The organism is Mycolicibacter sinensis (genome assembly GCF_001673565.1).
GTDB lineage: Bacteria > Actinomycetota > Actinomycetes > Mycobacteriales > Mycobacteriaceae > Mycobacterium > Mycobacterium sinense_C.
Genome location: NZ_LZMF01000049.1, coordinates 50,969 through 75,022 on the forward strand (window position 1 = coordinate 50,969; position 24,054 = coordinate 75,022).

Sequence of the window (24,054 nt, forward strand, 5' to 3'; positions counted from 1 at the left end):
GGTTTACTTACTTCCTGCAGTCGGCGCAGGTACCGAAGATCTCGATGGTGTGGCTGACGTCGGAGAAGCCGTGCTCGGCGGCGATCTGGGCCGCCCACTCCTCGACCTCGTGATCGCCCACCTCGACGGTGGCACCGCAGTGGCGGCAGACCAGATGGTGGTGATGGTGCTCCGAGCAGCGCCGGTACACCGACTCGCCGGTGTCGGCGCGCAACGTGTCGACCTGTCCGGCCGACGCCATCGCCTGCAGCGTGCGATAGACCGTCGTCAGTCCGATGTTCTCCCCGCGCTCACGCAGCGCGTCGTGCAGTTCCTGGGCCGAACGGAAATCGTCGACGGTCTCCAGCAGCGCCGAGATCGCTGCGCGCTGCCGGGTGGAGCGCACTCCCGGGGCGGTCAACGGTCCTCACCGGCGTGGGCCACCGCGTCGATGACGATGTGCGCCAGGTGGTGGTCGGCCAACCGGTAGAGCACTTCGCGGCCCGACCGTTCCCCGGTGACCACCCCGGCGGATTTGAGGATCTTCAGGTGCTGGCTGACCAGCGGCTGGGGCACCCCGAGCGCGTCGACGAGCTCGTGCACGCAGCGGTGCGATTCCTGCAGCTGCAGAACGATCGCGATGCGCACCGGAGCGGCCAGCGCCCGCAGCAATTCGCCGGCGGCGTCGAGGATCTCCCGCGGCGGCGTGGCGGGGAAAGCGGGGCCGTGGTGCTGGTGGTCGTCGGCTACCAGCTCCGATGCTGTGGGCGACATACCACCACCTCCGCCCATGTTGGAAATCGTTTTCAGCTGGCTCCACTGTTCCATGCGTAATGACGCATGTCAAAGAACCTCGGCGGTGTCGATACGATGACTGAGATTTTGTGTGTCGGCGTTGCCGGCGCGTCCCGTCAAGACAGGAGAGCACCCCCTCGTGGCGTCCATCATCGACACCGTTGCCAACCTCGCCAAGCGACGTGGCCTGGTCTTCCAGTCGGGCGAGATCTACGGCGGCACAAAGTCGGCGTGGGATTACGGGCCACTCGGGGTGGAGCTCAAGGAGAACATCAAGCGTCAGTGGTGGCGCTCGGTCGTGACGTCGCGAGACGATGTCGTGGGCTTGGACAGTGCGATCATCCTGCCGCGGCAGGTGTGGGTCGCCTCCGGTCACGTCGCGGTGTTCAACGATCCGCTGGTGGAGTGCCTCAACTGCCACAAGCGGCACCGCCAGGACCACATGCAGGAAGCGGTGGCACTGAAAAAGGGTGGTAACCCCGACGACGTTCCGATGAGCGAGATTTCCTGCCCGGACTGCGGCACCAAGGGCGAGTGGACCGAGCCCCGTGACTTCAACATGATGCTCAAGACCTTCCTGGGCCCGATCGAGTCTGAAGAGGGTCTGCACTACCTGCGGCCCGAAACGGCGCAGGGCATCTTCGTCAACTTCGCCAACGTGGTGACCACGGCACGTCGCAAGCCGCCGTTCGGAATCGGCCAGATCGGCAAGAGCTTCCGCAACGAGATCACCCCCGGCAACTTCATCTTCCGGACCCGTGAGTTCGAGCAGATGGAGATGGAATTCTTCGTCGAGCCGTCCACCGCGACCGAGTGGCACCAGTACTGGATCGACGCGCGCCTGCAGTGGTACGTCGACCTGGGTATCAAGCGTGAGAACCTGCGCCTCTACGAACACCCGCTCGAGAAGCTGTCGCACTACTCCGCCGGCACCACCGACATCGAGTACAAGTTCGGTTTCGCCGGGAACCCGTGGGGTGAGCTGGAAGGCATCGCCAACCGCACCAACTTCGATCTGACCACGCACTCAGAGCATTCCGGTGTGGACCTGTCGTTCTACGACCAGGCATCCGACACCCGCTACGTGCCGTACGTGATCGAACCGGCAGCCGGCCTGACCCGCTCGCTGATGGCCTTCCTGGTCGACTCCTACCAGGAGGACGAGGCCCCCAACGCCAAGGGCGGGGTGGACAAGCGCACCGTGCTGCGGCTGGACCCGCGACTGGCGCCGGTCAAGGCTGCTGTGCTGCCGCTGAGCCGCAACGCCGACCTTTCGCCCAAGGCCCGGGATCTGGCCGCCGAGTTGCGGCAATCCTGGAACGTCGAGTTTGACGACGCCGGGGCGGTGGGCCGGCGCTACCGGCGTCAGGACGAGATCGGCACCCCGTTCTGCATCACGGTCGACTTCGACTCACTCGAAGATCACGCCGTCACGGTGCGCGAACGCGACAGCATGGCGCAGGAGCGGGTGGCCATCGACGCGGTGGCCGATTATCTGGCCGTGCGCCTCAAGGGCTGCTGAACGACCCAGCCGGCAAAACCGAGTGCGCTCCAACGGGTTATCCGACTCAAAATGTCGACTGTAGGAGTGATTCCGTAACCTGTTGTCCTGCAAGGGCAACAGGACGGGCAGGCATTCCTGAGACTGTTGCGGGTCAGGTTGACAGCCGCGCCGCGTCCCGGTTGGCTCAACGGTAGCTAAGAAACGAGACAGATTCTTACGCCGCGGAATTGGGTTGAACAAGGGAGGGTGGCAGATGGCCAACAGTAAGTACGTAGGGAAACCGCATGATTCGCGTGCCGCGGGGGCACGCCGCCGCAGTCGCGTGATCGGGGTTTCAAGCACTGCAGCCGCATTCTTGGCATTCGGGATGGCCCCATTGGCCACCGCGCCCGACGCACACGCCGACGGTCTTGACTGGCTGATGGACCTATTCGACCCCGGCATGGTCGCCGGCTCAGCAGCGGACACCACCGGGGTGGATGACGTGTTCGGCGACTCGCCGTTCTGGGACCAACTGCTGCTGGCCAACCCGAGTCTTGACCCGGCGAGTGTGATCGACTCGTGGATGTATGACCCGTGGCACTCGATGATGGAGAGCTGGATCACCAGTGACTTCGGCCAGCAGATCGACAATGCCATCAACGCGGCCTACATCCAGATGAACGGCATCGACAGCCTCGACGGAGCGTGCGGCCTGATCTGCAACGGTGTCGACGGCACCGCGGAGAGCCCGGACGGCGGAGCCGGTGGGCTGTGGTTCGGCGATGGCGGCGACGGCTGGGACTCCACCGTTCAGGGTGAGGTCGGTGGTGACGGTGGTGCTGCCGGGTTCTTCGGTAACGGCGGCGACGGCGGCGACGGTTGGGACTCCACCGAGGCCGGGATCGACGGTGGCGCCGGCGGCAATGGCGGTACCGGCGGCACGATCATGGGCGACGGCGGGGTCGGCGGTACCGGTGGCGACGGGTACGCCGCCACCGCCAACGGTTCCGGCGGCGTTGCGGTCAGCTCTGACGGTGGTGCCGGCGGCAATGGTGGCAACACCAGCGATGCCGCCACCTTGATCTTCGGCAACGGTGGTGCCGGTGGTGCCGGTGGTGCCGGCGGCGCCGCCACCGCCAACGGTTCCGATGGCACCGTGACCGGTGGCAACGGCGGTATGGGTGGCACCGGCGGCAACTCGTTCGCACCCATTGGCAACGGCGGTGAAGGTGGTGCCGGAGGTGCGGGTGGTGCTGGCGGCGAGGGCACCTCTAACGGCTCTGGCGGTAATTCGACCGGCGGTGACGGTGGCACCGGTGGCACCGGCGGTACCGCCGAGAACGGCCACGGCGGCACCGGCGGTGTCGGCGGCGCCGGCGGCGACGCCACCGCCAACGGCCACCCGGGCATCGCGACCGCCGGTGACGGCGGTACCGGCGGTACCGGTGGCCAGGGCCTCATCGCCGGCACCGGTGGTGACGGTGGCGCCGGTGGCGACGCCCGGGCCAACGGCGCCGGGGGCATCGCGACCGCTGGTGACGGTGGCGCGGGCGGTGTCGGTGCCCTGGGTGCTACCGGTGCGGCCGGCCAGCCCGGCGGGACCGGTGGTGCCGGCGGCAATGGCGGGGCCGGTGGCGACGCCACGACCAAGGGTTCCGGGGGCGTCTCGACTGCTGGTAACGGCGGCGACGGTGGCGCGGGCGGCAACGGCGGCACTGGCGGCGCCGGCGCGGTCGGCGGGGCCGGCGGCCCGGGCGGCGCGCCCGGCGCTGGCGGCACCGCGTCTGCGACCGGCAAGGACAGCGTGGAGCACGACGGTACGGCCGGTGAGGCCGGGCCGGACGGCCAGCCGGGGGCGGCCGGACCGACCAGCACCACTCCCTGACCCGCCTCGGAGTAAAAGTGCCCGCACGCTTCGGCGTGCGGGCACTTTCCGTTGTGGTGTTCGTCCGGTGCTGAACAGTGCTGGCCTAGAAGCGGCCACCGCCGCCGAAGAAGCCGCCGCCACCGGAGGAGCCGCCGAACGAGGTCGGGCTCCACCCGCCTCCGCCGCCACCGAAGCCGGCGCCGCCCATCCGGCCGCCGCTGAGGATGTTGCCGATGATGATGCCGCCGAGCATGGCGCCGGTGTCGTTGCCACCGCCGGGGCCGCCGTAGCGCCCGTAATACTCTCGCTGCGCAGCTTGCACGTCCGCCTTGGCCAGGGACTGCGCCGCGGCTGCCAGCGTGGCCGCGCCGTTGGCCTGGCTGATGGCGCCGGCGACGTCGGTGCCGCGCATGTCCTGCGCGGCGTCCAGCCGGCGGCGGGCCTCGGCCAGCCGGGTGCGCGCCTCCGGGCCGACGCTGCCGCGGCGCGTGTCGATGTAATCCGACACCGCGCGGATGCGCGACGACGCGGTGAACACCGCCTGTTCCAGGGTTCGGGCCAATCGCTCGGCGGCCGCGCGTTCCTCGGCCACGGTGTCCAACAGCCGGTCCAAGTCGGAGTCTGCCTTCGTCAACGCGGTGAACGCCCCCAGCGGGTCACCGCTGGCGCGGGCGGCGGCAACGGCCTTGACCGCGGTATCGCGGGCTGCGGTCAGCTCGGCGCGGTGTGCGCCCGCCCCGCGCCGCAGTTGCGTGTTGGCCTGCTCGATACCGGTCTCGGCGTCGGTGATGGCCTCCGGCAGCGTGGCCACCGCGTGGCGGATGTCTCGGGCGGCGTTGTCCACCGCGTCGAGCAGGGCCCGGCCCTGACCCAGCCCCGACTCGGCGGCCCGTACCACGTCGACCAGTTCGCTCTGCCCGCCGGTCACCGGGTGGTCGGCCAGCCCGCGCGCCCGGGTGATGTTGCGTTCGGCGAAGGCCACCCGGTCCTGCGCGGTCTTGACGTTGCCGGCCACCGAACTGAGTGCCGTGGCGTCGAATTCGCGGTGCAACTCGACCAGATGCTGCTCGGAGGCCGGGATGCGCCCGGTCAGCTCCACGAGCTGCCGGGTCAGATCGTCGAGGCGCGCCGGTGCGTTGAGAACCAGGTCGCGCAACTGCTCGAACGACGCGCGCTGGGTCTCCAATTCGCGGTCGGCCTTCGAGGCGGTGACGATGACCCCGGTCAGCAGGTCGCGCTGCTGGGCCGGTGTCTCGGGAATGTCGTCGTCGAGTTGCTGACGCACCGTGAAGGCGTGCTCCATGGCGGACTTGGCGCTGGCGACCGCCTGCGCGAACGGCCGGGTGCGTTCCTCGCCGAACTCCTCGAGCGCCAGCTGCAACTCGTTGGTGCTGGTGCGGACCGCGTTGTCGACCTGGACCACCTTCTCCCCGGACAGCGCATCCAGGGCGAACACCGGCACGTCGGCCAGCGCATTCGGATCGGTCGAATCGACCCGCCGGGCCGCGACCAGCGCCGCGTTGTGCCGGCGCCGCCGCAGGTGACGTGCAACCAGCAGCACCACCACGCCGGCGGCGGCCACCGCGCCCAGCGCGATCAGGATCGGCGCCCAACTCACCTCCGCCGGTGCTGCCGCAGCGTCCAGTCCGCTGGCGGCGACGGTGGCCGCCCCGGCCCAATCGCCCCGGTGCAGGGCCGGCTCGATCTGGTTGCGCCGCAGTGCATCAACCTTGCCGGTGCTGATCTCGGAGATGCCGCTGGACACCAGGAACGCGTAGCTGCGGTCGGCGGTGGCGACCGCCAGCATCGCGTCGTTGCTGCCCAGGTCGCTGAGCCGGGCCGTGCTGCGTCCCCAGTCGTCGGCGGTCTGCCCGGAGAAGACGTCGACGTAGACCACCCACAGCCGGACGTGCCGGTCGGCGTAGAGCTTGTCGAGTGCGGCCTGCACTCCGGCGCGATCGGAGGGCGAGAGCACCCCGGCGCTGTCGGTGATCGAGCTGGGCAGCCGCAGCGGGGGTTGCGCCGCGGCGCCCGGCGCCACCAGCAGCACGGCGGCCAGAATCGCCACGGCGGCGCTGATCAGGCGAGTGATTCGCATGCTCGCCAATGTATATGCGTTCGGCGGCTGATCGCCGGAATCCTGCGGCCGGTACCGCCCATGCGCACAGGGTCAAAATAGACTGGCGGCGGTGGCCATCAACGAGTACGACAACTACGGCGCGCACGACCGCGACCGTCTCGTGGGGGAGTCGTCGAAGACGGCCGGCCTGCCCGGGACCGGCGGTCAGCACCGCACCGACTTCGCCCGCGACCGGGCCCGGGTGCTGCACAGTGCCGCCCTGCGGCGGTTGGCCGACAAGACCCAGGTCGTCGGCCCCCGCGATGGCGACACCCCGCGCACCCGGCTGACCCACTCGCTGGAGGTGGCGCAGATCGGGCGGGGGATGGCGATCGGGCTGGGCTGCGATCCCGACCTGGTCGACCTGGCCGGGCTGGCCCACGACATCGGACACCCGCCGTATGGGCACAACGGCGAACAGGCGCTCAACGAAATCGCCTCGCAGTGCGGCGGATTCGAAGGCAATGCGCAGAATTTCCGCCTCCTTACCAGCCTGGAACCCAAGGTTGTGGGGCCGCACGGGGCAAGCGCAGGACTGAATCTGACCCGGGCGGCGCTGGACGCGGTCACCAAATATCCGTGGCCCCGACTGTCCGGAACCGGCCCGGCCCGGACCAAGTTCGGTTTCTACGACGAGGACCGAGCCGCCGCCGAATGGATGCGTCGGGGAGCGCCGGAGGGCCGGGTCTGCCTGGAAGCGCAGATCATGGACTGGGCCGACGACGTCGCCTACTCGGTGCACGATGTCGAAGACGGTGTCGTCGCGGGTCGTATCGACCTGCGGGTGCTCGCCGACGCCTCGACGGTGGCCGAACTGGCGCGCCTCGGCGATCCCGACGGGGTCCACGATCTGGCGGCGGCCGCTCATCGACTCACCGAACTGCCGGTGGTGGCCGCCGTCGCGGCCTACGACGCGACCCTGTCGGCATCGGTGGCGCTGAAGCGCCTGACCAGCGAACTGGTCGGCCGGTTCGCCTCCGCGGCGATCACCGCCACCCATGCCGTTGCCGGCCGCCGGCCGCTGAGTCGCTACGAGGCCGACCTGGAAGTGCCGGAGCTGGTGCGGGCCGAGGTCGCCGTGCTGAAAACCCTTGCGGTGCAGTTCATCATGTCCGAAGACCAGCACCGCAAGATTCAGGCCGCCCAACGTGAGCGGGTGCACGCGGTGGCCGAGCGGCTGCTCGCCGGGGCTCCGGAAACCCTGGATCCGATCTTCGTCCCGGCGTTCGCCGCCGCAGCTGATGACGGCGCGCGGCTGCGAATCGTTATCGATCAGATCGCGTCGTTCACCGAGGGCCGGCTGGAGCGCCTCGTCGAGTGACTCAGCCGAGCTTGGTGACCTTGTCCATCATCGCCTGCACGGCCTGGATGCTGCTGGTCTGAGGATCGCCGGAGCCGGTGGCGTTCTCGGTGCCGGTGAACGCGATCAGCACCCCGACGATGCAGTTGCCCCGCACGCCGACGGCGCGGGTGTCCGGAGCCTTGGGGCTCTTGTCGAGCACGATGGAGGCCGCCAACACGTCATCGGTGATCCGGACGCCGGTGATGTGCATTTCGGTGCCCTGCAGGTGCGGTTGCCCGCCCGAATTCGAGTCGGCATTGACCGGACGTCCATCGCAGCGTTTCCACTGCTCGGTGAACTCGGCGAACAGCGCTTGGGCGTCCGCCGCGCTGGGCAGCGCGACCACGGCCTCCTTGACGAACATCACCCGGGTGGTGAGCGGCTTATAGCCGTCCCGGTTGGGCTCGGAGTCGATCCAGGTCTCACGGGCGTAGCTCTGTACGTCGGCCGAGGCGTACACGCTCTTGGGTGCGACGTCGACGACGCCGACACATTCGCCGGGCGATGACGAGTCCTCCATGGCATCCAGGTCGCCGTAGGCCGGCGGACCGGTGACGGTGGTGAAGGGCTGATCCAGCATCTTCGACAGTTCGGCGCCGTCGAGCAGAACCTGCTTGACGGTCTCGCCGGTGATGCCGGAGGCGCCGCGTGACCGGTCGGGCAGGCTCATCCAGGTCACCACGCCCAGTACCGTCAGGGCGACGACGGCCAGCACGAGCAGGAGCCGAGGTCGTCTGGATTTCGCCCCCGGTGGCTGCTCGGACTGACTCATGCGCGCTCCCTGACGTCGACGTTGACGAACCGAGCTTAAAACATGGCGGCTTGAGACTCGCTGTGCACTCTAGACTGGCCCGGTGCCTGGCCGTATCTCCGATCGCGACATCGCCGCCATCCGCGAACGTGTCCGCATCGAGGACGTCGTGGGTGATTATGTGCAGCTCAGACGCGCCGGGGCGGACTCGCTCAAGGGCCTGTGCCCGTTTCACAACGAGAAGTCGCCGTCGTTTCACGTCCGGCCCAACCACGGCCTGTTCCACTGCTTCGGTTGCGGGGAAGGCGGCGACGTCTACGCCTTCGTGCAGAAGATCGAGCACGCCAGTTTCGTCGAGGCGGTCGAGTTGCTGGCCGACCGGGTCGGGCACACCATCACCTACACCGGGGCATCGGCCACCAATATCCAGCGCGAGCGCGGCGGCCGCAGTCGGCTGATCGCGGCCAACGCGGCGGCCGCCGAGTTCTACGTCGCGGCGCTGGGCACCGCCGAGGCCGCACCGGCGCGCAAATACCTGACCGAACGCAACTTCGATGCCGCCGCCGCGCAGCGGTTCGGCTGCGGGTTCGCCCCGTCCGGCTGGGACAGCTTGACGAAACACCTGCTGCGCAAGGGCTTCGAGTTCAAGGAGCTGGAAGCCGCGGGCCTGTCCCGGGAGGGGCGGCGCGGTCCGATGGACCGGTTCCACCGCCGGCTGCTGTGGCCGATCCGGTCCTCGGCGGGGGAGGTGATCGGGTTCGGGGCCCGCCGGTTGTTCGACGACGACCCGATGGAGGCCAAGTACGTCAACACCCCCGAAACGACGCTCTACAAGAAGTCCAACGTGCTGTTCGGTCTGGACCTGGCCAAGCGCGACATCGCCCGCGGGCACCAGGCGATCGTGGTCGAGGGCTACACCGACGTGATGGCGATGCACCTGGCCGGGGTGACCACCGCGGTCGCGTCGTGCGGAACCGCCTTCGGCGATGAGCACCTGGCGATGCTGCGCCGACTGATGATGGACGACAAGTTCTTTCGGGGTGAGTTGATCTATGTCTTCGACGGCGACGCGGCCGGACGAAAGGCCGCGCTCAAGGCTCTAGACGGCGAGCAGCAGCTGGCCGGGCAGTCGTTCGTCGCGGTGGCCGCCGACGGCATGGACCCGTGCGACCTGCGCCTGGCACACGGCGACGAGGCGCTGCGCGATCTGGTGGCACGACGAACTCCGTTGTTCGAGTTCGCGGTTCGCACCGCGCTGGCCGAAATGGACCTGGACACCGCCGAAGGCCGGGTTGCGGCGTTGCGCCGCTGTGTGCCGATGGTCGCCCAGATCAAGGACGGCACGCTGCGCGACGAATACGCGCGCCAGCTGGCCGGCTGGGTGGGCTGGGATGACGTCGGGCAGGTGATCGGCCGGGTGCGCGCTGCGGCCAAGAAAGAGGGCAAGGACCCGCGGGGGGGCGCCGCCCGGGTGCCCACCGCGACCGCGACCGCGGCCCCGCAAGCGCCGGTGGCGCGACCCAACCCGACCGATCCGACGCTGTGGCCGCAGCGCGAGGCACTCAAGGCGGCACTGCAGTTTCCGGCGCTGGCCGGGCCGGTGTTCGACAGTCTGACGGTGGAGAGTTTCACCCATCCCGGCTACGCGGCGGTGCGCTCGGCGATCGACGCGGCCGGGGGGACCGGCGGCACCGCCGCCGCGGCCGCCGGTGCACAGTGGATCGAAACGGTTCGGGAGCAGACCACCTCGCCGCTGACCGTCGGGCTCATCCACGAGTTGAGCGTGGAGGCCATCCGCGTCGACGACGACAAGGTGCCGCGCTATATCGGCGGGGTGCTGGCCCGGCTGCAGGAGGTATGGGTGGGCCGGCAGATCGCCGAGGTCAAGTCCAAACTGCAGCGCATGTCACCGGTGGACAACAGCGACGAATACCACGCGCTCTTCGGCGACCTGGTCGCGATGGAGGCCTATCGGCGCAGCCTGCTAGAGCAGGCCAGCGGCGACGAGGTGACCGCCTGATCGCAAGCTAGAGGTCGGGTTCGTCCGGGTCTTGCGGCCGCACCACTGTGGTGCCGTCCTCGAGTTCGGTCAGTGTCACCATCGTCGGCTCGGGATGGATCCGGTTGGCGATGCTGCGCCGTCCCTTGTCGATCACCGCTTTGGCCATCGGGCTGCTGGTGAGCGCGTGGTAGGTGCCGACGATCTGCTCGTAGCGTCGGCGGCCGGCTTTCGTGCCCATGACGTAGCCGACGCCCATCACGACGACGTACCCGATCAATGCTGCTCCCTCTAACAGGCGGTGCGGTGCTTCCATCCTGCCCCATCCGCGGGTGGGGCTATTCGCTGCGACCCCCGTGGAACGGGGGTGCTGTCGGGATGCGCTAGAGTCGTGCACGTCCACGCGGACAGCAGTCCCCTGTAGCTCAATTGGCAGAGCATTCGGCTGTTAACCGGAGGGTTGGTGGTTCGAGTCCACCCGGGGGAGCCACGTTTTACCGGCGTCAGTCCAGCCTGGGAATCACCGAAGGACCGGACTGCTGAGGCTGCGCCGGCGGTGCGAACATCTGCTGCTGTTGCTGCTGCTGAGTCCCCTGCTGCTGTTTGGCGGCGCGGGCCTGAGCGATCGCGTTGACCAGCGGGCTGGCGGCCATCAATTCGCGGCGCTCTTCCTCGCTCAGCTCGTAGATCGCCCAGGCGCCCCACGCGGCCGGGCGCACATACAGCGTGACCTGCTGGCGGCCGTTGTTGAAGACGGCGGGAACCGCCACCGCCCGATCGGCGGCGGCGTAGGTGGCCATCTCCTCGGTGATCCGCTCGATGTCAGCGGATTCCTGCAGCTCATAGGTCGGCGACTGGCCACCCTTGGTCGGGGTGGCGTTCAGCGCGAGGAACCACGCCATGAGTGATGCTCCTTCGTTCGGGGTGGATGCGGACAGCCTATAAAGCCGGCCTGTGACAGGACCAACCGGCGGTTAGCCGAAACAAACCCGGCGGCTAGTCCAAGTGTTCGGGATGCAGCATCTCGGCGTAGCGCAGTTGTTCGGGGATGCCGAATCCATCGACCAGGGTTTGGGCGTGCGGCCGCAACTTCCGGCACCGGTCATTGATGCCGCGGGTGACAGCCTTGGCCCGGTCGGTGGACAGATACCGGTGCTCGATGTACCACGCCTTGTCGTCCTCGATGACGCTCAGTGCGTAGAGGTCGCACACCAGCTCCAGCACCTCCTTGGCCTCGGGATCCGGGCAGGAGTCGATGCCGGCGACGAACGCCTCCAGCACCACCCGGTCGATGTGGGCGGCGGCCGCGTGCAGCACGTGGTCCTGGACGGCGTTGAAAGCGTCGAAGTCGCTCATCTCCTCGGACTTCGCTCGCAGCCGGCGTGCCACCGACGTCAGCAGATACTCCTCGCGGTCTTCGAACATGTGCACCTGAGTGCCCCGGTTGAACAGGCTGCCCTCTTCTTCGCTGTCCTGGCGGGCATCGACGATCGTCTGGATGATCGTCTCTGCAGCAGTGCGTTTGAGCACCCGGTCGCCGACGGTCTCGGCGGCGAACCGCACCCAGTCGACCGGGCTCATGCCGGCGATGTCGTCGGCGTAGGCGGTCAGCAGTTGCTTGGCCACCAGCTGGGTCAGCACGTGGTTGTCGCCCTCGAAGGTGGTGAACACGTCGGTGTCGGCGCGCAACGCGATGAGCCGGTTCTCGGCCATGTAGCCGGCGCCCCCGCAGGCTTCCCGCGCCTCCTGGATCGCCCGCGACGCGTGCCAGGTGTTGGCGGCCTTCAGCCCGGCTGCCCGCGCCTCGAGCTCGCGCTGCTCTTCGGCGTCGGGGTCGTCGGCGGTCTGCAGGTCATGGCATTTGCCCACCAGCTGGTTCTGGGCGAACTGCAGCGCATAGGACCGGGCGATCAGCGGGAACAGCCTGCGCTGATGCGCCAGGTAGTCCATGATCAGCACCTCGTGTTCGGTCCCGTCCTCGCTGGGCGCCCCGAACTGCCTGCGCTGCAACGCATATCGGGTGGCGATGTCCAGGGCGACCCGAGCGGCCGCCCCCGCGCTGCCGCCCACCGAGACCCGGCCCCGGATCAGGGTGCCGATCATGGTGAAGAAGCGCCGGCCGTCGCTTTCGATCGACGACCGGTAGCTGCCGTCGGCCTCGACGTCGGCGTACCTGTTCAACAGGTTCTCCCGTGGAACCCGGACGTGATCGAAGACGATGCGGCCGTTGTCCACTCCGGGCAGACCGCCCTTGTAGTGGCAGTCCGAGGTGGTGACGCCGGGCAGGTCGTTGCCGTCGGCGTCCCGGATCGGCACCAGGAAGCAGTGCACGCCGTGGCTTTTACCCTCCGTGATCAACTGCGCGAAAACCGCGGCGATAGTGGCGGTTTCGGCAGCACCGCCGATGTAGTCTTTGCGCGCCGGTCCGGTCGCGGAATCGATGACGAACTCGCCCGTGTCCGGGTCGTAGGTGGCGGTGGTCTCCAGCGCCTGCACGTCACTGCCGTGGCCGGTCTCGGTCATCGCGAAGCAGCCGAGCAACTCGAGGTCGATGATCTTCTGGACGTAGGCCTGGTGGTGGCGCTCGGTGCCCAGGTTTTCCACGGCACCGCCGAACAGCCCCCACTGCACTCCGGCTTTGACCATCAGGGACAGATCCGACATCGCCAGCATCTCGATCATGCTGACCGCCGCCCCCACGTCACCGGTGCCGCCGTGCTCCTTGCGGAAGCTGTCGGCGGCCACGCCGGTGCCGGCCATGATCTTGAGCTGTTCGGCGACCTTGGCACGGGCGATCACCGTGTTGGGGGTGTAGTGCGGACGGAACTTCTCATCGGAGAGGGTGGCCCGAACCCGGTTCTTCACCGCACGCCAGCGGCCGTCCAAGGTGTCGCGCAGAGCTTCGGAAGTGGTCACTCCTGCACCGTATCCGCGCGGGACGACCGGCAAACCGGGTTTACATTACGGGTGTGCGCTCGAAGCTGGCCCGGCTGCTGTCGCTGGCGTTGCTACTGGTCGCCGGCTGCGCACCGTGCCAGGCCCCGGCGGTTCCGGTACTGGAGTACCTGGGGCAGCTCCAACTGCCGCCGAACACCACCTTCGAGGGCACCACGGTCGGCGGCCTGTCCGGAATCAGTTATGACCCCGGCCGGGACTGCTATTACGTGATCAGCGATGACCGGTCGGCCAGCGGGCCGGCCCGGTTCTACACGGTGCGGTTGTCGGTGTCGGAGCGCGGCGTCGACGAGGCGACGATCTCCGCCGTCCACCCGCTGCTGGACGAGAGCGGGCGGGCTTTCGGCCCGCTGGACCTCGACCATTCGCCGCCGGTGGTGCCGCCGGACCCGGAAGGTATCGCGTTCGACAGCGGCCGACAGCGGCTCTACTGGTCATCGGAGGGGGAGCGGCTCACCGGCGCCCCGCACGGCGCGATGCTGCTGGCCGACCCCTGGGTCAGGATCGCCGGCCGCGACGGCAGCTACCTCGGTCGGTTCGCCATACCGTCGGAGCTGGCCATGTCCGCGCAGCGCACCGGGCCGCGCCGCAACACGACACTCGAGGGCCTCACCGTCACCGCCGATGGCCGCCTACTGTTCGCCGCGATGGAAGGACCCGGCTACGACGACGGTGCCCTGCCGGATCAGGCGCGCGGCGCGTTGACCCGCATCACCGCCTATCGCCTGGATGCAGACGGAAAGCCACGAGCTCCGGTGGCCCAGTACGCCTACCCGCTGGAGCCGGCGACCGCGCCCGCCGAAACCAACGGCCTCACCGACCTGGTGGCGCTGTCGGACACCGCGTTCCTGGTGATCGAGCGGGCGTTCAGCACCCGCCCGACGGTGCGGCTGTACCGTGCCGAGATCGCCGGCGCCACCGACGTGCTGGGGGTGCCGGCACTGGCCGGACGCGCCGTGACCCCGATGACCAAGACGCTGCTGGCCGACCTGTCCGCGACGCCGGGCCTGAACCCGCTGGACAACATCGAGGGGATCACGCTGGGGCCACGATTGCCCGACGGCCGGCAAGCGGTGGTGCTGGTCAGCGACGACAACTTCTCGCCGCGACAGGTGACACAGTTCGTGGTGTTTGCGATGGCCGCGCGATGACTTCCCACCACAGGGCCTGCGCAGACCGAATACACCCGGCCGCAGCGTATTTGATATTTTTCGAATGCCGCGTGGGGTAATTGACGATTCGGAGTATCGAAAAGAGTCACTTTCAACAATGCTTTGATAGCGTTAGCACAATGCGGTACGAGTGCCGGTCAGTGACGAGGCTGAGATCGCGCGTTGGCTGAACCCACAGACCGGCGCGCCGATGCTACGCGCCAGCAGATCATCCGCGCCGCTGCGCACCAGTTCGCCCAGCGGCCCTATCACGACGTCGGACTGGACGACATCCTCGCGGACGCGGAATTGACCAAGGGCGCGATGTATTTTCATTTCCGCTCCAAGCATGCGTTGGCTCTGGCCGTCATCGACGAACAACTGGCCCGGGCGGGGGCGGCCGTACAGGCGCTGGTCGACCGGAAGCTCTCCGGCCTGGAGACCCTGATCGACGTCGGCTACCTGATGGCGATCGAAGATATCTGCCGGGACACCGCGCGTGCGGTGCTGCATCTGTTGCCGGTGGTCGGCCGCGCCGAGGGCCTGCAGACCACGGTGCTCAACAACGCGGTCCAAGCGCTGAGCGTGGTGGCCGAACGGGCGATCGCCGAAGGCGACGTCGTCGACAGCGATCCGCAAGACGTCGCCCGGGTGTTGTTGACGCTGTACCTGGGTCTGCGCCAAGCCGGCAACCTCGACGAGCCCGAGCAGTTCCTGCGCCAGATCGAGCGGGCCATGATCGTCGTGCTTCCCGGTATGGTGCCCGCCGACCGGCTCGACTACTTCCTTCAGTTCCTCCGGCGGCGCACGGCGCTGGCCATCAGAACCACGTCGGCCAATTCCCCCCTGGCCGGCGACCGGGTCGACTGATGGCACGTCAGGTTCGATCCGAGGCGACTCGGCGGAAACTGCTCGATGCCGCTATCGACGTCTTCGGCGAGGTCGGCTACGTCGCCACCGGACGCACCGCGATCATCGACCGGGCCGGAGTGACCAAAGGCGCTCTCTACCATCACTTCGACTCGATGGAAGCGCTGGTGGTCGCCATCATCGAGGGCGGATTCGCCACCATGCTCAACACCTTCCGGAGCATGTGCCAGCCGTCGTCGCCGGCGCTGGAGGGCATGATCCACGGCATGTTCGCCGTCACCGCGGTGTTGGCCACCGACAAGGAGGCGCGGACAGCGGGCCATCTGGTTTTCGCGCTGTCCGACTCCAACGACCTCGGTGGTGAGGTCGCCGGAGAATGGGCGGCGGCGGTGGCCGCGCAGATCGCCCGCGCAATCGCCGAGGGCGACCTGCGCGAGGGCCTCGACCCCAAGCGGGCCGCCAAGTCGATCACCGGGGCCATGTTCGGCACCTGGCTGCTGTCGCGCCCGGGCGACAGTGTCGGGCGGCTGACCGGGATGTGGGAAATGCTGCTTCCGGCGATCGTGGCCGCGGACTCGCTGTCGTACTTCGAGCAATTCTTGGCCCGCGAGGCGCTGCGGTACCAGGACAGTCCCGGCCTGGACGGCGGCGACTCAGCCGTTGAGCGCTGAGGCGCTACCGCTCATCGAGCCACAGCTGCTCGGTCAGGTCTTGGAACGTCGCGAGCGCAACCCGGTCGTCGGCACGTTCGAGGGCTGACTTGCTCATCAACGCCCGCACCGTCGAACCATCCCGATGTTCAAGGGAGACAACGAGGTTGGCCAACGAGTGCATCACCGCCAGGGCTGATTCCTCAGCGGGCGGGACTTCGCCGAAGATCTGCCTGAACTCCAGAGCCAGCACCTCTTCCTGGGTGTAGCCCAGCATGTCGGCGAAACCGGTGTTGGCGAACAAGATGGTGCCGTCGTCAACGATCGCGAGCACCGGCACCGGGATCCGTTCGAGTACGACCAGAGCCGGCAACTGCCGCAAAGTCTCCATCGGGGTCTGAGGGGTTTGCGCGTTCCGCCGTCGCTCCATGCCTCTGATTATGACGGGCGGGGCCCGCCAGGCGGGCGTCCTTCCCGCTGCCGGAGAGTCGGCCGGCGCGGACGACGCCGTCAGCGTCTCACAATCCCTAACTTGCAGTCTCGTTTGAGTTGAACATCATTCAAAAGGTATGTACTATCTCCGTTTATGCGAGGAACTGGTTTGCACGGCTCGAGCGCGCAGCAGCGTGCGTCGTGGCCGGCATCAGTGCGTTCCTCCCACAGCTTCGCCCGGGGCACCTCGAGGGGTCCGCACCGCCGATTGCCGCCGCACGCCGAGCCGCGTTGGTGCACCGCACCGACTGCTGCGCTCGCCGGCAGGCAGCCGGGGGTGCGGTTGTGTGCCGCGTTCTACCGGGCGTTGTTCTTGTCAGATCACCAGGGCCTGGCTGTCGGCTAGGAAAGGCATCGCCATCCAGCGCGACGCCAGCATCGCTTCGGCGGCTGGGCCCGGCACCGGGCGGGAGAACAGGAATCCCTGCGCCCGGTGACACCCGTGCCGCATCAAGGTGAGTGCGGCCGCGGAGGTTTCCACGCCCTCGGCGACCACCTGTAGGCCGAATGCCTCGGCCAGCGCGATGATCGCCCGGACGATCGCGAGATCGCCGGGGTTGACGCCCAGTTCACGCACGAACACGGTGTCGATCTTGAGCGTGTCGACCGGCAGATCCTTCAGATGCGACAGCACGGCATAGCCGGTGCCGAAGTCGTCGATGGCGATCTGCACCCCGGCTTCGCGCAGCTCGGCCAGGGTGCGCCGGGTGCTCTCGATGTTCTGTACCACCGCGCGCTCGGTGATCTCCAGACACAGCGACCCCGGCCGTAGGCCGAACTCGTCGACGGTCTCCACCACGTTCTGCACGAATCCACGCGCGGCCAACTGCACCGGGGACACGTTGACCCGCAGGGTGGCGTTGGTCCGGACGCCGTTGGCCTGCCATGAGCTGAATTCCGCGCACGCACTGCGCATGACCCACCGGCCCAGATCGTCGGCCAGGTTCGCGGATTCGGCGATGCTGATGAACGAGCCGGGCAGCAGCAGCCCACGGGTCGGATGCCGCCAGCGCACCAGCGCCTCGACCGCCACGATCGCGCCACTCCACAGGTCGACCTCGGGCTGGTAGTACAGCAGCAGTGACTCATCGTCGATCTTGCCCTGCAGGTGCAGTTCGATGTCCTTGCGGAACAAGCTCTTCAGCGACATGTCGTCGGTGGAGCTGACGGTCTGGTTGCCGCCGCCGCGTTTGGCGGCCAGCACCGCCTCGTCGGCGCGGTGCAGCAATCCCGCGGCGGTGTCCTCGCCGGGCAGCCCCACCGTCACACCCACGCTGACCGTGCTGGTGACGGTGTGGCCCTGGATCTCCACCTTGTCGCGCAAGGCGCCCTGCAGCCGATCGGCGAACGTCTCCGCACTGGCCATCGACATCGGCCAATCCGGGATGACGACGAACTCGTCGCCACCGATGCGGGCCGTCATAGTCCGGTTACCGGCATAGACCCGGAGCCGGCGGGCGAAGTCCTGGATGAACCAGTCGCCGGCTGAGTGCCCGAGGTAGTCGTTGATCGGCTTGAGCCGGTCGAGGTCGATGTAGAAGACGCCGACCGGGCCCGGGTTGCCCTCGACGAGCCGATCGGAGAGGTGCGCGACCAGCGCGCGGCGGTTGTGCAGACCGGTCAGGTCGTCGTGGTCGGCCAGGTAGCGCAGCCGCTCCTCGGCGACGACTCGGGCCTGCAACTGCGCGAACAGCGACGCGATCGCCTCGATGGTGTTGAGTTCCTCCGGGCGCCACTTGGGCCGGCGGAACTTGACCAGGTAGAGCATGCCGGTGGTCACCGGCCCGGAGATCAGCGGCGCGGTGGCCACCGACAGGGACTCGATGGCGTGCTCCATCGCCATCTGGCGTACATAGCCGGACTCGGCCGGCTCCGGTCGGATCACGGCAACCCGCTTGCCGTGCGCGCAGGTGGTGAAGACCGGGTCGGCGGTGGTGAACGAGACGACGGCCAGGGGATCGGGGTCCGGCCGGGCGGTGCGCGGGGGCCATTCGGCGACCAGCTTGGACGCCCTGATCTCGTGGTCGTTGTGGCGCAGGAACCCGGCGTCGACGTTGAGTTGCTCGACCAGCGTCTGCAACACCCGCTCGCTGACCGCCGGCGCCGTCGATGGTGTGGTGGCCATCAGCTGGGCGGCGATCGAGGTGACCAACGCCAATCTATCCGCCACGATGTCCTTCCCCCGAAGACCGCCAGCCCAGTGCGGGAGCCGCCGGAGACCTGGAATCGCTTCGGGCCGATGCCGCACTGAGCATATTCGACAAACCGCTCAGGCTGGAAACTTCCGAGCCGAATTCCCGCTGGTCCGCCAGCTAGCGGTCCGGCCGTGCCGCAGCGGTCTCGGCCAGGAAGCGGTGCAGCACCTCAACCGCGTCGGCAAGCGTGCGGCGGTCATCGGCCGGCAGGCGGTCCAGCTCCGGGTCGATCGCCGCGGCCCTGTCCCGTCGAACCTGGTCCAGGGTCTGCACCCCTTTGTCGGTGATTCGAATCAGTACCGCGCGGGCGTCCTGCGGGTCGGGCGTGCGGGTGGTCAGGCCGGCGTCCTCGAGTCGGCGCACCTGGGTGGTCATGGTCGGCTGCGAGCAGTGGTCGACCATGGCCAACTCGGAGATACGGGCCTCGTCGAGATCCTCGATGGTCGACAGCAGTCGGGCCTGCGCTCCGGGTATCGGCAGGGCGACCCGTTGGGTGGCCAGCCGGTTGAGTCGGGCGACGACGCTGAGCAGGTCGGCGCCCAGGCTGGCGTGGGCGGGGGCGGCGGCGGCCATCGCGCGAGTATTGCACAGCAGTGGAAGAAAGTTGAGGAACTCGGTCGTCCTCGCCTTTCTGGACCTGTCCGGCCCGGCTGGCAGAATCGACGGGTGACGAAGACCGGCCAGGGCCCCAGCCGCGTTCGGGACCGGTCTATGCAACCCGTCGAGATCGCGCAGGCCGCGGTGATGGCGGCGCTGTGCGCGGCGACGGCGATCATCGCGGTCGTGGTGCCCTTCGCCGCCGGATTGGCGCTGCTCGGCACGGTGCCGATGGGCTTGCTGGCCTACCGCTACCGGATTCGGGTGCTGATCGCGGCCACGGTGGCCGCCGCGACCATCGCGTTTCTGATCGCCGGCATGGGCGGCTTCATGACGGTGGTCAACTGCGCCTACATCGGCGGGCTGACCGGAACCATCAAACGCCACCGCCGCGGTCTGCCGACGGTGATCGCGGCCTCGGCAGTGGCCGGCGCCCTCTTCGGCGCCGGCGTGGTGGCGGCGTTGACCGTACTGTCGCGGCTGCGGCACCTGATCTTCGATGCGATCACCGCCAACGTGAACGGCGTCGCGGCCGCCATGGCCAAGGTGCCGCTGCCGGAATTCCAGCAAGCTGCCGCCGACCTCACCGGATTCCTCGGGGTGCTGCTGCGCTACTGGCACTGGCTGCTTCTGGCGCAGACGACCGTCAGCGTCATGATCGTCTCGCTGCTGGGTTTCTGGGCGTTATCGCGGGTGCTCGACCGGCTGCGCGGGGTGCCCGACGTGCACAAACTGGACCTGCCCGCCGAAAGTGGCCCGGTCGCGCCGGTCCCGGTGCGGCTGGACCAGGTGCGGTTCCGCTACCCCCAGACCGGCCACGACGCCCTGGGGCCGGTCAGCCTGGAGGTACACCCCGGCGAACACGTCGCGGTCACCGGCGCCAACGGGTCGGGCAAGACCACCCTGATGCTGCTGCTGGCCGGGCGTGCTCCCACGGCGGGCACCGTCGAGCGCCCCGGCGCGGTGGGCCTGGGGGCCCCCGGCGGCACCGCCGTCGTCATGCAGCACCCGGAGAGCCAGGTGCTGGGCACCCGCGTCGCCGACGACGTGGTGTGGGGCCTGCCGCCGGGCACCACCACCGGCATCGACCGGCTGCTGGGGGAGGTCGGCCTGTCCGGATTCGCCGAGCGTGACACCGGCGGTCTGTCCGGCGGCGAGTTGCAGCGCCTGGCAGTGGCCGCGGCCCTGGCCCGTGAACCGGCACTGCTGATCGCCGACGAGGTCACCAGCATGGTCGACCCGCAGGGCCGCGAGGCGCTGCTCGGAGTGCTCTCGGGGCTTTCTGAACGACACAGCACCGCGCTGGTGCACATCACCCACTACAACGATGAGGTCGGCAGCGCCGACCGGACCATCGATCTGTCCGGCTCGCCGGACAACACCGCCATGGTGGAGACCGCCGACGTGCCCACCGCGCCGTCCGCCGTCCGCTCCGGGCCGCCGGTGCTGGAACTGTCCGGCGTCGGACATGAGTACGGCCGCGGCACCCCGTGGGCCAAGACCGCACTGCGCGACATCAGCTTCACCATCGACGAAGGCGACGGGTTGCTGATCCACGGCGGCAACGGCTCCGGCAAGTCGACGCTGGCCTGGATCATGGCCGGCCTGACGACGCCGACCGCGGGCAGTTGCCTGCTCGGCGGCCGGCCCGCCGACGAACAGGTGGGGGCGGTCGCCTTGTCGTTCCAGGCGGCTCGGCTGCAGCTGATGCGCAGCCACGTCGGGCTGGAGGTGGCCTCGGCGGCCGGCTTCTCACCGCAGGACCGCGCCCGGATCGACGGCGCGCTGGCGGCGGTCGGCCTGGATGCGGCGCTGGCGGGTCGGCGCATCGACCAGCTCAGCGGCGGTCAGATGCGCCGGCTGGTGCTGGCGGGCTTGCTGGCCCGCTCGCCGCGGGCCCTGATCCTCGACGAACCGCTCGCCGGTCTGGACGCCACCAGCCGGCACGGGCTGCTGCGGCTGTTGGAGGACCTGCGGCGCGAGACCGGCCTGACCGTGGTGGTCATCTCCCATGACTTCGCCGGGCTGGGGGCGTTGTGCCCCAGGACCCTGCACCTGCAGGACGGCGTGCTGGTGCCGACACCGGCGGGTGCGGCATGACTAAAGCGCAGCGTCGCAACCCGCGCCCGGTGGTGCTGCTGCGCCCAGTGCCCGGCGACTCCGCCGTGCATCGCTTGTGGGCGGGGACCAAACTGCTTGTCGTCTTCGGCATCTCGGTGCTGCTGACCTTCTACCCGGGCTGGGGGCCGATCGGCGCGGTGGCGCTGCTGGTGTTCACCGCGGCCCGGGTCGCCCGTATTCCGCGGGGCGCCCTGCCGTCGGTGCCGCGCTGGCTGTGGGTCCTGCTGGTGGTCGGCGGTGCCACCGCGGCCATGGCCGGCGGCGAACCGGCCGGGCTGGGCGGCGTGCTGTACTTCCTGCGCATCACCGCCCTGTCGATCGTGCTGCTGGGGCTGGGCGCGATGGTGTCGTGGACCACCAACGTGGCCGAAATCGCGCCTGCAGTAACCACTCTGGGCCGGCCACTGCGGCTGCTGCGAATCCCGGTGGACGAGTGGGCCGTTGCCCTGGCCCTGGCGTTGCGCGCGTTTCCGATGCTGATCGATGAATTCCGGGTGCTCTACGCCGCCCGCGGGTTGCGGCCCAGGGTCCGGCCGCGTACCCGCCGGGAGCGCCGCCGCCGCTGGGCGCGCGAGGCGATCGACCTGATCACCGCGGCCATCACCGTCACGCTGCGCCGCGCCGACGAGATGGGGGATGCGATCACCGCTCGCGGTGGCGTGGGCCAGATTTCGGCGTCGCCGGCGCGGCCGCGGTTCGGCGATGCGTTGGCGTTGGTGTTGGTCGTCGTGATCTGCGGGGCGGGGTTGGCGCTCGAGCTGACGGTGCTGTCGAGCAGGGGGTAGGTGGGCGCGGCCCTTCTCGTGCTTTCCGTCCCGCTTCCCAATCTCGGCGTGGTTGGGGTGGTTGCTACCGGCGCGCTGCTGCGTTGGCCGCGTCTTGCGCCTTGCGCAAGGTGGTGGCGACATCGGCGCGGCCCAGGAACATCTCGTCGAAATAGGGTTTGATCGCCTGGTTGCCGGCCGGGAATCCCGCGAATCCACCGGGAGCGGGGATGCGGGCGCCGGCCAGCACCGCGAAGAACGGGGTGACGTCGACGCCGCGGTGCGCCCAGTAGTCGAAGTAGACCTGCTGCGCGCTGAGCACGGCGGGGATCGCTGCCCCCTGGCGCCCCAGGTATTGGTTGCCGTTGCGGCTGCCAAGCCAGGCCAACACTTTTCGCACCGCCTCGGGGTGCGCTGAAGCCGCGTTGCCGGCGGCGGCGATACCGTTGGTGACACTGACCCGACCGGCCGGGCCAACTGGCAGCATCGCCACCCCCCACCGGAACGCGGCCTGCTCGGCCACGGCCGCCAGGTTGTAGGTGCCGGACTGGAACAGCGCCATCTTTCCGGCCAGGAACTGGTTGCGGGAGAAGTCGCCGTTGGTGTTGGTGTCCGAGGCCGGCGGTGCCACGTGGTCGTCGTTGATCAGTCGCACCAGGTAGTCGAAGGCGGCCACCGCCGCGGGGTTGTCGAAGGCGAACTGGTCGTCGCGCTGGAACACCGCGCCGGCCGAGCCGAGGTAGTTCAGGTAGATGCCCTGCGGATCGTTGGCGGCGTTGTAGCCCCACTGCCGGATCCGGCGCTGGTCGAAACCCGCTGTGCCCGCCCTGCGCCCGGCAGCATCGCGGGTGAGTGCGGCCAGAAGCGGCCGCAGGGTGTCGTTGCCGCCGTGCGGATCCCAGCGCAACTGCGCCAGCCGTGCGGGATCGACTCCGGCTGCGGCCAGCAGATCCGCGTTGTAATACACCGCGATACCGGCGTCGGTGAGCTGGGGTACCCCCCACAGCGTCCCGTCGCGGGTGAACTGGCCGACCGCCGACGGCTCCCAATCCGCGCCGGCGGCATCGATTTTCATCAGCCGGCCACTGTCGGCGTACCCGGCCAGGTAGGCGTCGGAGAGCCAGAAGATGTCGTCGGCGCCGCCGCCGGCCACGTCGGTGCGCAGCGTGTCGAAGTAGGTGGCGTAGGACACGACGTTGGCGCGCACCTCGATGTCGGGGTGGGCGCGGTTGAACGCGGCGAACGACTGTCGGTAGGCGGTCGCGACCTGTTCGTCCCACAGTCGCACCGTCACCACCGTCTTGGCGCCGGCCGATCGGGTCGAGGCGTGATCGAGCAGCACCGCCGCCACGCCGAACAGGGCGGCCACGGCGATCACCGCGGTCGCGAACAAAGTGGAGAACCGCGGCCGGCTCACTTGATCCCCGTGACGACGATCGAGGCCACGATCCGGCGCTGGAACGCCACGAACAGCAGGATCAGCGGAATCATCGCCACCGTCGTCGCCGCCATCACCAGCGTCCACTGCGCGTTGTAGCGGGACTGCAGGGCGGCCGTCGCGACCGTGAGCACCCGCCACTTGTCGCCGCTGGTGATCACCAACGGCCACATGAAGTTATTCCACTGCGAGACCACGGTGATCAGCCCGAGCGTGACCAGAATCGATCGGCTGGCCGGCATCATCACGTGCACGATGACGTCCAGGGTGTTCGCGCCGTCGAGACGCGCAGCGTTGACCAAATCGTCCGGCACAGCGCGAAAGTACTGGCGCAGCAAAAAGATCGCGTACGGGGACCCGAATACGAACGGCAACACCAAGGCCCAGAAGGTGTTGCGTAGACCCAGCTGCGCCAACATCAGATACAGCGGCACCACTGTCACGGTGGCCGGAACCATCAGGGTGGCGACGTACACCCAGAAC

Annotated in this window: 21 protein-coding genes and 1 tRNA gene; 10 read left to right on the forward strand and 12 right to left on the reverse strand. The window is 68.8% G+C overall.

Annotated features, from left to right (window positions below):
* Positions 1-7: 7 nt before the first annotated feature.
* Positions 8-400, reverse strand: a complete 393-nt coding sequence (locus A5648_RS08240) for a Fur family transcriptional regulator (RefSeq protein WP_065024069.1) — start codon at positions 398-400, stop codon at positions 8-10.
* The gene (locus tag A5648_RS08245) at positions 397-771 is read right to left on the reverse strand and encodes an ArsR/SmtB family transcription factor (RefSeq protein ID WP_428844321.1); all 375 of its coding nucleotides are present in this window, start codon (positions 769-771) and stop codon (positions 397-399) included. The genes A5648_RS08240 and A5648_RS08245 overlap by 4 nt, the downstream gene beginning before the upstream one ends.
* A gap of 142 nt (positions 772-913) precedes the next feature.
* On the opposite strand from A5648_RS08245, the gene A5648_RS08250 reads away from it, so the two are divergent.
* Complete coding sequence (locus A5648_RS08250; RefSeq protein ID WP_065024070.1) at positions 914-2,296, forward strand: glycine--tRNA ligase; 1,383 nt, start codon at positions 914-916, stop codon at positions 2,294-2,296.
* Between the two features lie 349 nt (positions 2,297-2,645).
* On the forward strand, positions 2,646-4,145 hold the full coding sequence (locus A5648_RS24870; RefSeq protein WP_065024071.1) for a PGRS repeat-containing protein: 1,500 nt from the start codon (positions 2,646-2,648) through the stop codon (positions 4,143-4,145).
* Positions 4,146-4,230: 85 nt separating this feature from the next.
* Here A5648_RS24870 and A5648_RS08260 read toward each other — a convergent pair whose 3' ends face one another.
* On the reverse strand, positions 4,231-6,225 hold the full coding sequence (locus A5648_RS08260; RefSeq protein ID WP_065024072.1) for a TPM domain-containing protein: 1,995 nt from the start codon (positions 6,223-6,225) through the stop codon (positions 4,231-4,233).
* A 91-nt stretch (positions 6,226-6,316) separates the two neighbouring features.
* Here A5648_RS08260 and A5648_RS08265 point away from each other — a divergent pair, with 91 nt between their 5' ends.
* Complete coding sequence (locus tag A5648_RS08265) at positions 6,317-7,567, forward strand: deoxyguanosinetriphosphate triphosphohydrolase (protein WP_065024073.1); 1,251 nt, start codon at positions 6,317-6,319, stop codon at positions 7,565-7,567.
* A 1-nt stretch (position 7,568) separates the two neighbouring features.
* Here A5648_RS08265 and A5648_RS08270 read toward each other — a convergent pair whose 3' ends face one another.
* Positions 7,569-8,360 (reverse strand): sensor domain-containing protein, encoded by a 792-nt coding sequence (locus A5648_RS08270; RefSeq protein WP_065024074.1) that lies wholly within the window; start codon positions 8,358-8,360, stop codon positions 7,569-7,571.
* Between the two features lie 82 nt (positions 8,361-8,442).
* On the opposite strand from A5648_RS08270, the gene dnaG reads away from it, so the two are divergent.
* Complete coding sequence (gene dnaG / locus A5648_RS08275) at positions 8,443-10,359, forward strand: DNA primase (RefSeq protein ID WP_065024075.1); 1,917 nt, start codon at positions 8,443-8,445, stop codon at positions 10,357-10,359.
* Between the two features lie 7 nt (positions 10,360-10,366).
* On the opposite strand, the gene A5648_RS08280 is transcribed toward dnaG, so the two are convergent.
* On the reverse strand, positions 10,367-10,618 hold the full coding sequence (locus tag A5648_RS08280; RefSeq protein WP_064855235.1) for a hypothetical protein: 252 nt from the start codon (positions 10,616-10,618) through the stop codon (positions 10,367-10,369).
* A 134-nt stretch (positions 10,619-10,752) separates the two neighbouring features.
* On the opposite strand from A5648_RS08280, the gene A5648_RS08285 reads away from it, so the two are divergent.
* Positions 10,753-10,828 (forward strand) — tRNA-Asn (locus A5648_RS08285).
* Positions 10,829-10,841: 13 nt separating this feature from the next.
* Here A5648_RS08285 and A5648_RS08290 read toward each other — a convergent pair.
* Both A5648_RS08290 and A5648_RS08295 read right to left on the reverse strand, forming a co-directional pair.
* Positions 10,842-11,240, reverse strand: a complete 399-nt coding sequence (locus tag A5648_RS08290) for a hypothetical protein (RefSeq protein ID WP_064855234.1) — start codon at positions 11,238-11,240, stop codon at positions 10,842-10,844.
* A gap of 94 nt (positions 11,241-11,334) precedes the next feature.
* Entirely contained in the window at positions 11,335-13,254 is a 1,920-nt protein-coding gene (locus A5648_RS08295) for an acyl-CoA dehydrogenase (protein ID WP_065024076.1), read from the reverse strand.
* Between the two features lie 53 nt (positions 13,255-13,307).
* On the opposite strand from A5648_RS08295, the gene A5648_RS08300 reads away from it, so the two are divergent.
* From A5648_RS08300 to A5648_RS08310, 3 genes are all read left to right on the forward strand, one after another.
* A complete protein-coding gene (locus A5648_RS08300; protein ID WP_065024077.1) occupies positions 13,308-14,444 on the forward strand; it encodes an esterase-like activity of phytase family protein in 1,137 nt (378 codons plus the stop codon).
* Between the two features lie 183 nt (positions 14,445-14,627).
* Complete coding sequence (locus tag A5648_RS08305; RefSeq protein ID WP_065024078.1) at positions 14,628-15,314, forward strand: TetR/AcrR family transcriptional regulator; 687 nt, start codon at positions 14,628-14,630, stop codon at positions 15,312-15,314.
* Positions 15,314-15,985 carry a TetR/AcrR family transcriptional regulator gene (locus tag A5648_RS08310; protein WP_065024079.1) on the forward strand — a complete coding sequence of 224 codons (672 nt, stop codon included), beginning with the start codon at positions 15,314-15,316 and terminating at the stop codon, positions 15,983-15,985. The genes A5648_RS08305 and A5648_RS08310 overlap by 1 nt, the downstream gene beginning before the upstream one ends.
* A gap of 4 nt (positions 15,986-15,989) precedes the next feature.
* On the opposite strand, the gene A5648_RS08315 is transcribed toward A5648_RS08310, so the two are convergent.
* The 3 genes from A5648_RS08315 to A5648_RS08325 all read right to left on the reverse strand — a co-directional run bounded on the left by A5648_RS08315 (position 15,990) and on the right by A5648_RS08325 (position 19,224).
* Complete coding sequence (locus A5648_RS08315; RefSeq protein ID WP_109401098.1) at positions 15,990-16,355, reverse strand: PAS domain-containing protein; 366 nt, start codon at positions 16,353-16,355, stop codon at positions 15,990-15,992.
* A gap of 417 nt (positions 16,356-16,772) precedes the next feature.
* Positions 16,773-18,581 carry a putative bifunctional diguanylate cyclase/phosphodiesterase gene (locus tag A5648_RS08320; RefSeq protein WP_064855258.1) on the reverse strand — a complete coding sequence of 603 codons (1,809 nt, stop codon included), beginning with the start codon at positions 18,579-18,581 and terminating at the stop codon, positions 16,773-16,775.
* 187 nt (positions 18,582-18,768) lie between these two features.
* Entirely contained in the window at positions 18,769-19,224 is a 456-nt protein-coding gene (locus A5648_RS08325; protein ID WP_064855228.1) for a MarR family winged helix-turn-helix transcriptional regulator, read from the reverse strand.
* A 138-nt stretch (positions 19,225-19,362) separates the two neighbouring features.
* On the opposite strand from A5648_RS08325, the gene A5648_RS08330 reads away from it, so the two are divergent.
* Positions 19,363-21,348, forward strand: a complete 1,986-nt coding sequence (locus tag A5648_RS08330) for an ATP-binding cassette domain-containing protein (RefSeq protein WP_065024081.1) — start codon at positions 19,363-19,365, stop codon at positions 21,346-21,348.
* Positions 21,345-22,154: an energy-coupling factor transporter transmembrane component T family protein gene (locus A5648_RS08335; protein WP_065024082.1), complete on the forward strand. Its 810-nt coding sequence runs from the start codon at positions 21,345-21,347 to the stop codon at positions 22,152-22,154. Before A5648_RS08330 ends, A5648_RS08335 begins: the two co-directional genes overlap by 4 nt.
* Positions 22,155-22,218: 64 nt before the next feature.
* Here A5648_RS08335 and A5648_RS08340 read toward each other — a convergent pair whose 3' ends face one another.
* Positions 22,219-23,550 (reverse strand): ABC transporter substrate-binding protein, encoded by a 1,332-nt coding sequence (locus A5648_RS08340; RefSeq protein WP_065024083.1) that lies wholly within the window; start codon positions 23,548-23,550, stop codon positions 22,219-22,221.
* On the reverse strand, positions 23,547-24,054 hold a 508-nt coding region (locus A5648_RS08345; RefSeq protein WP_131810537.1), incomplete at its 5' end, for a carbohydrate ABC transporter permease. The genes A5648_RS08345 and A5648_RS08340, both read right to left, overlap by 4 nt.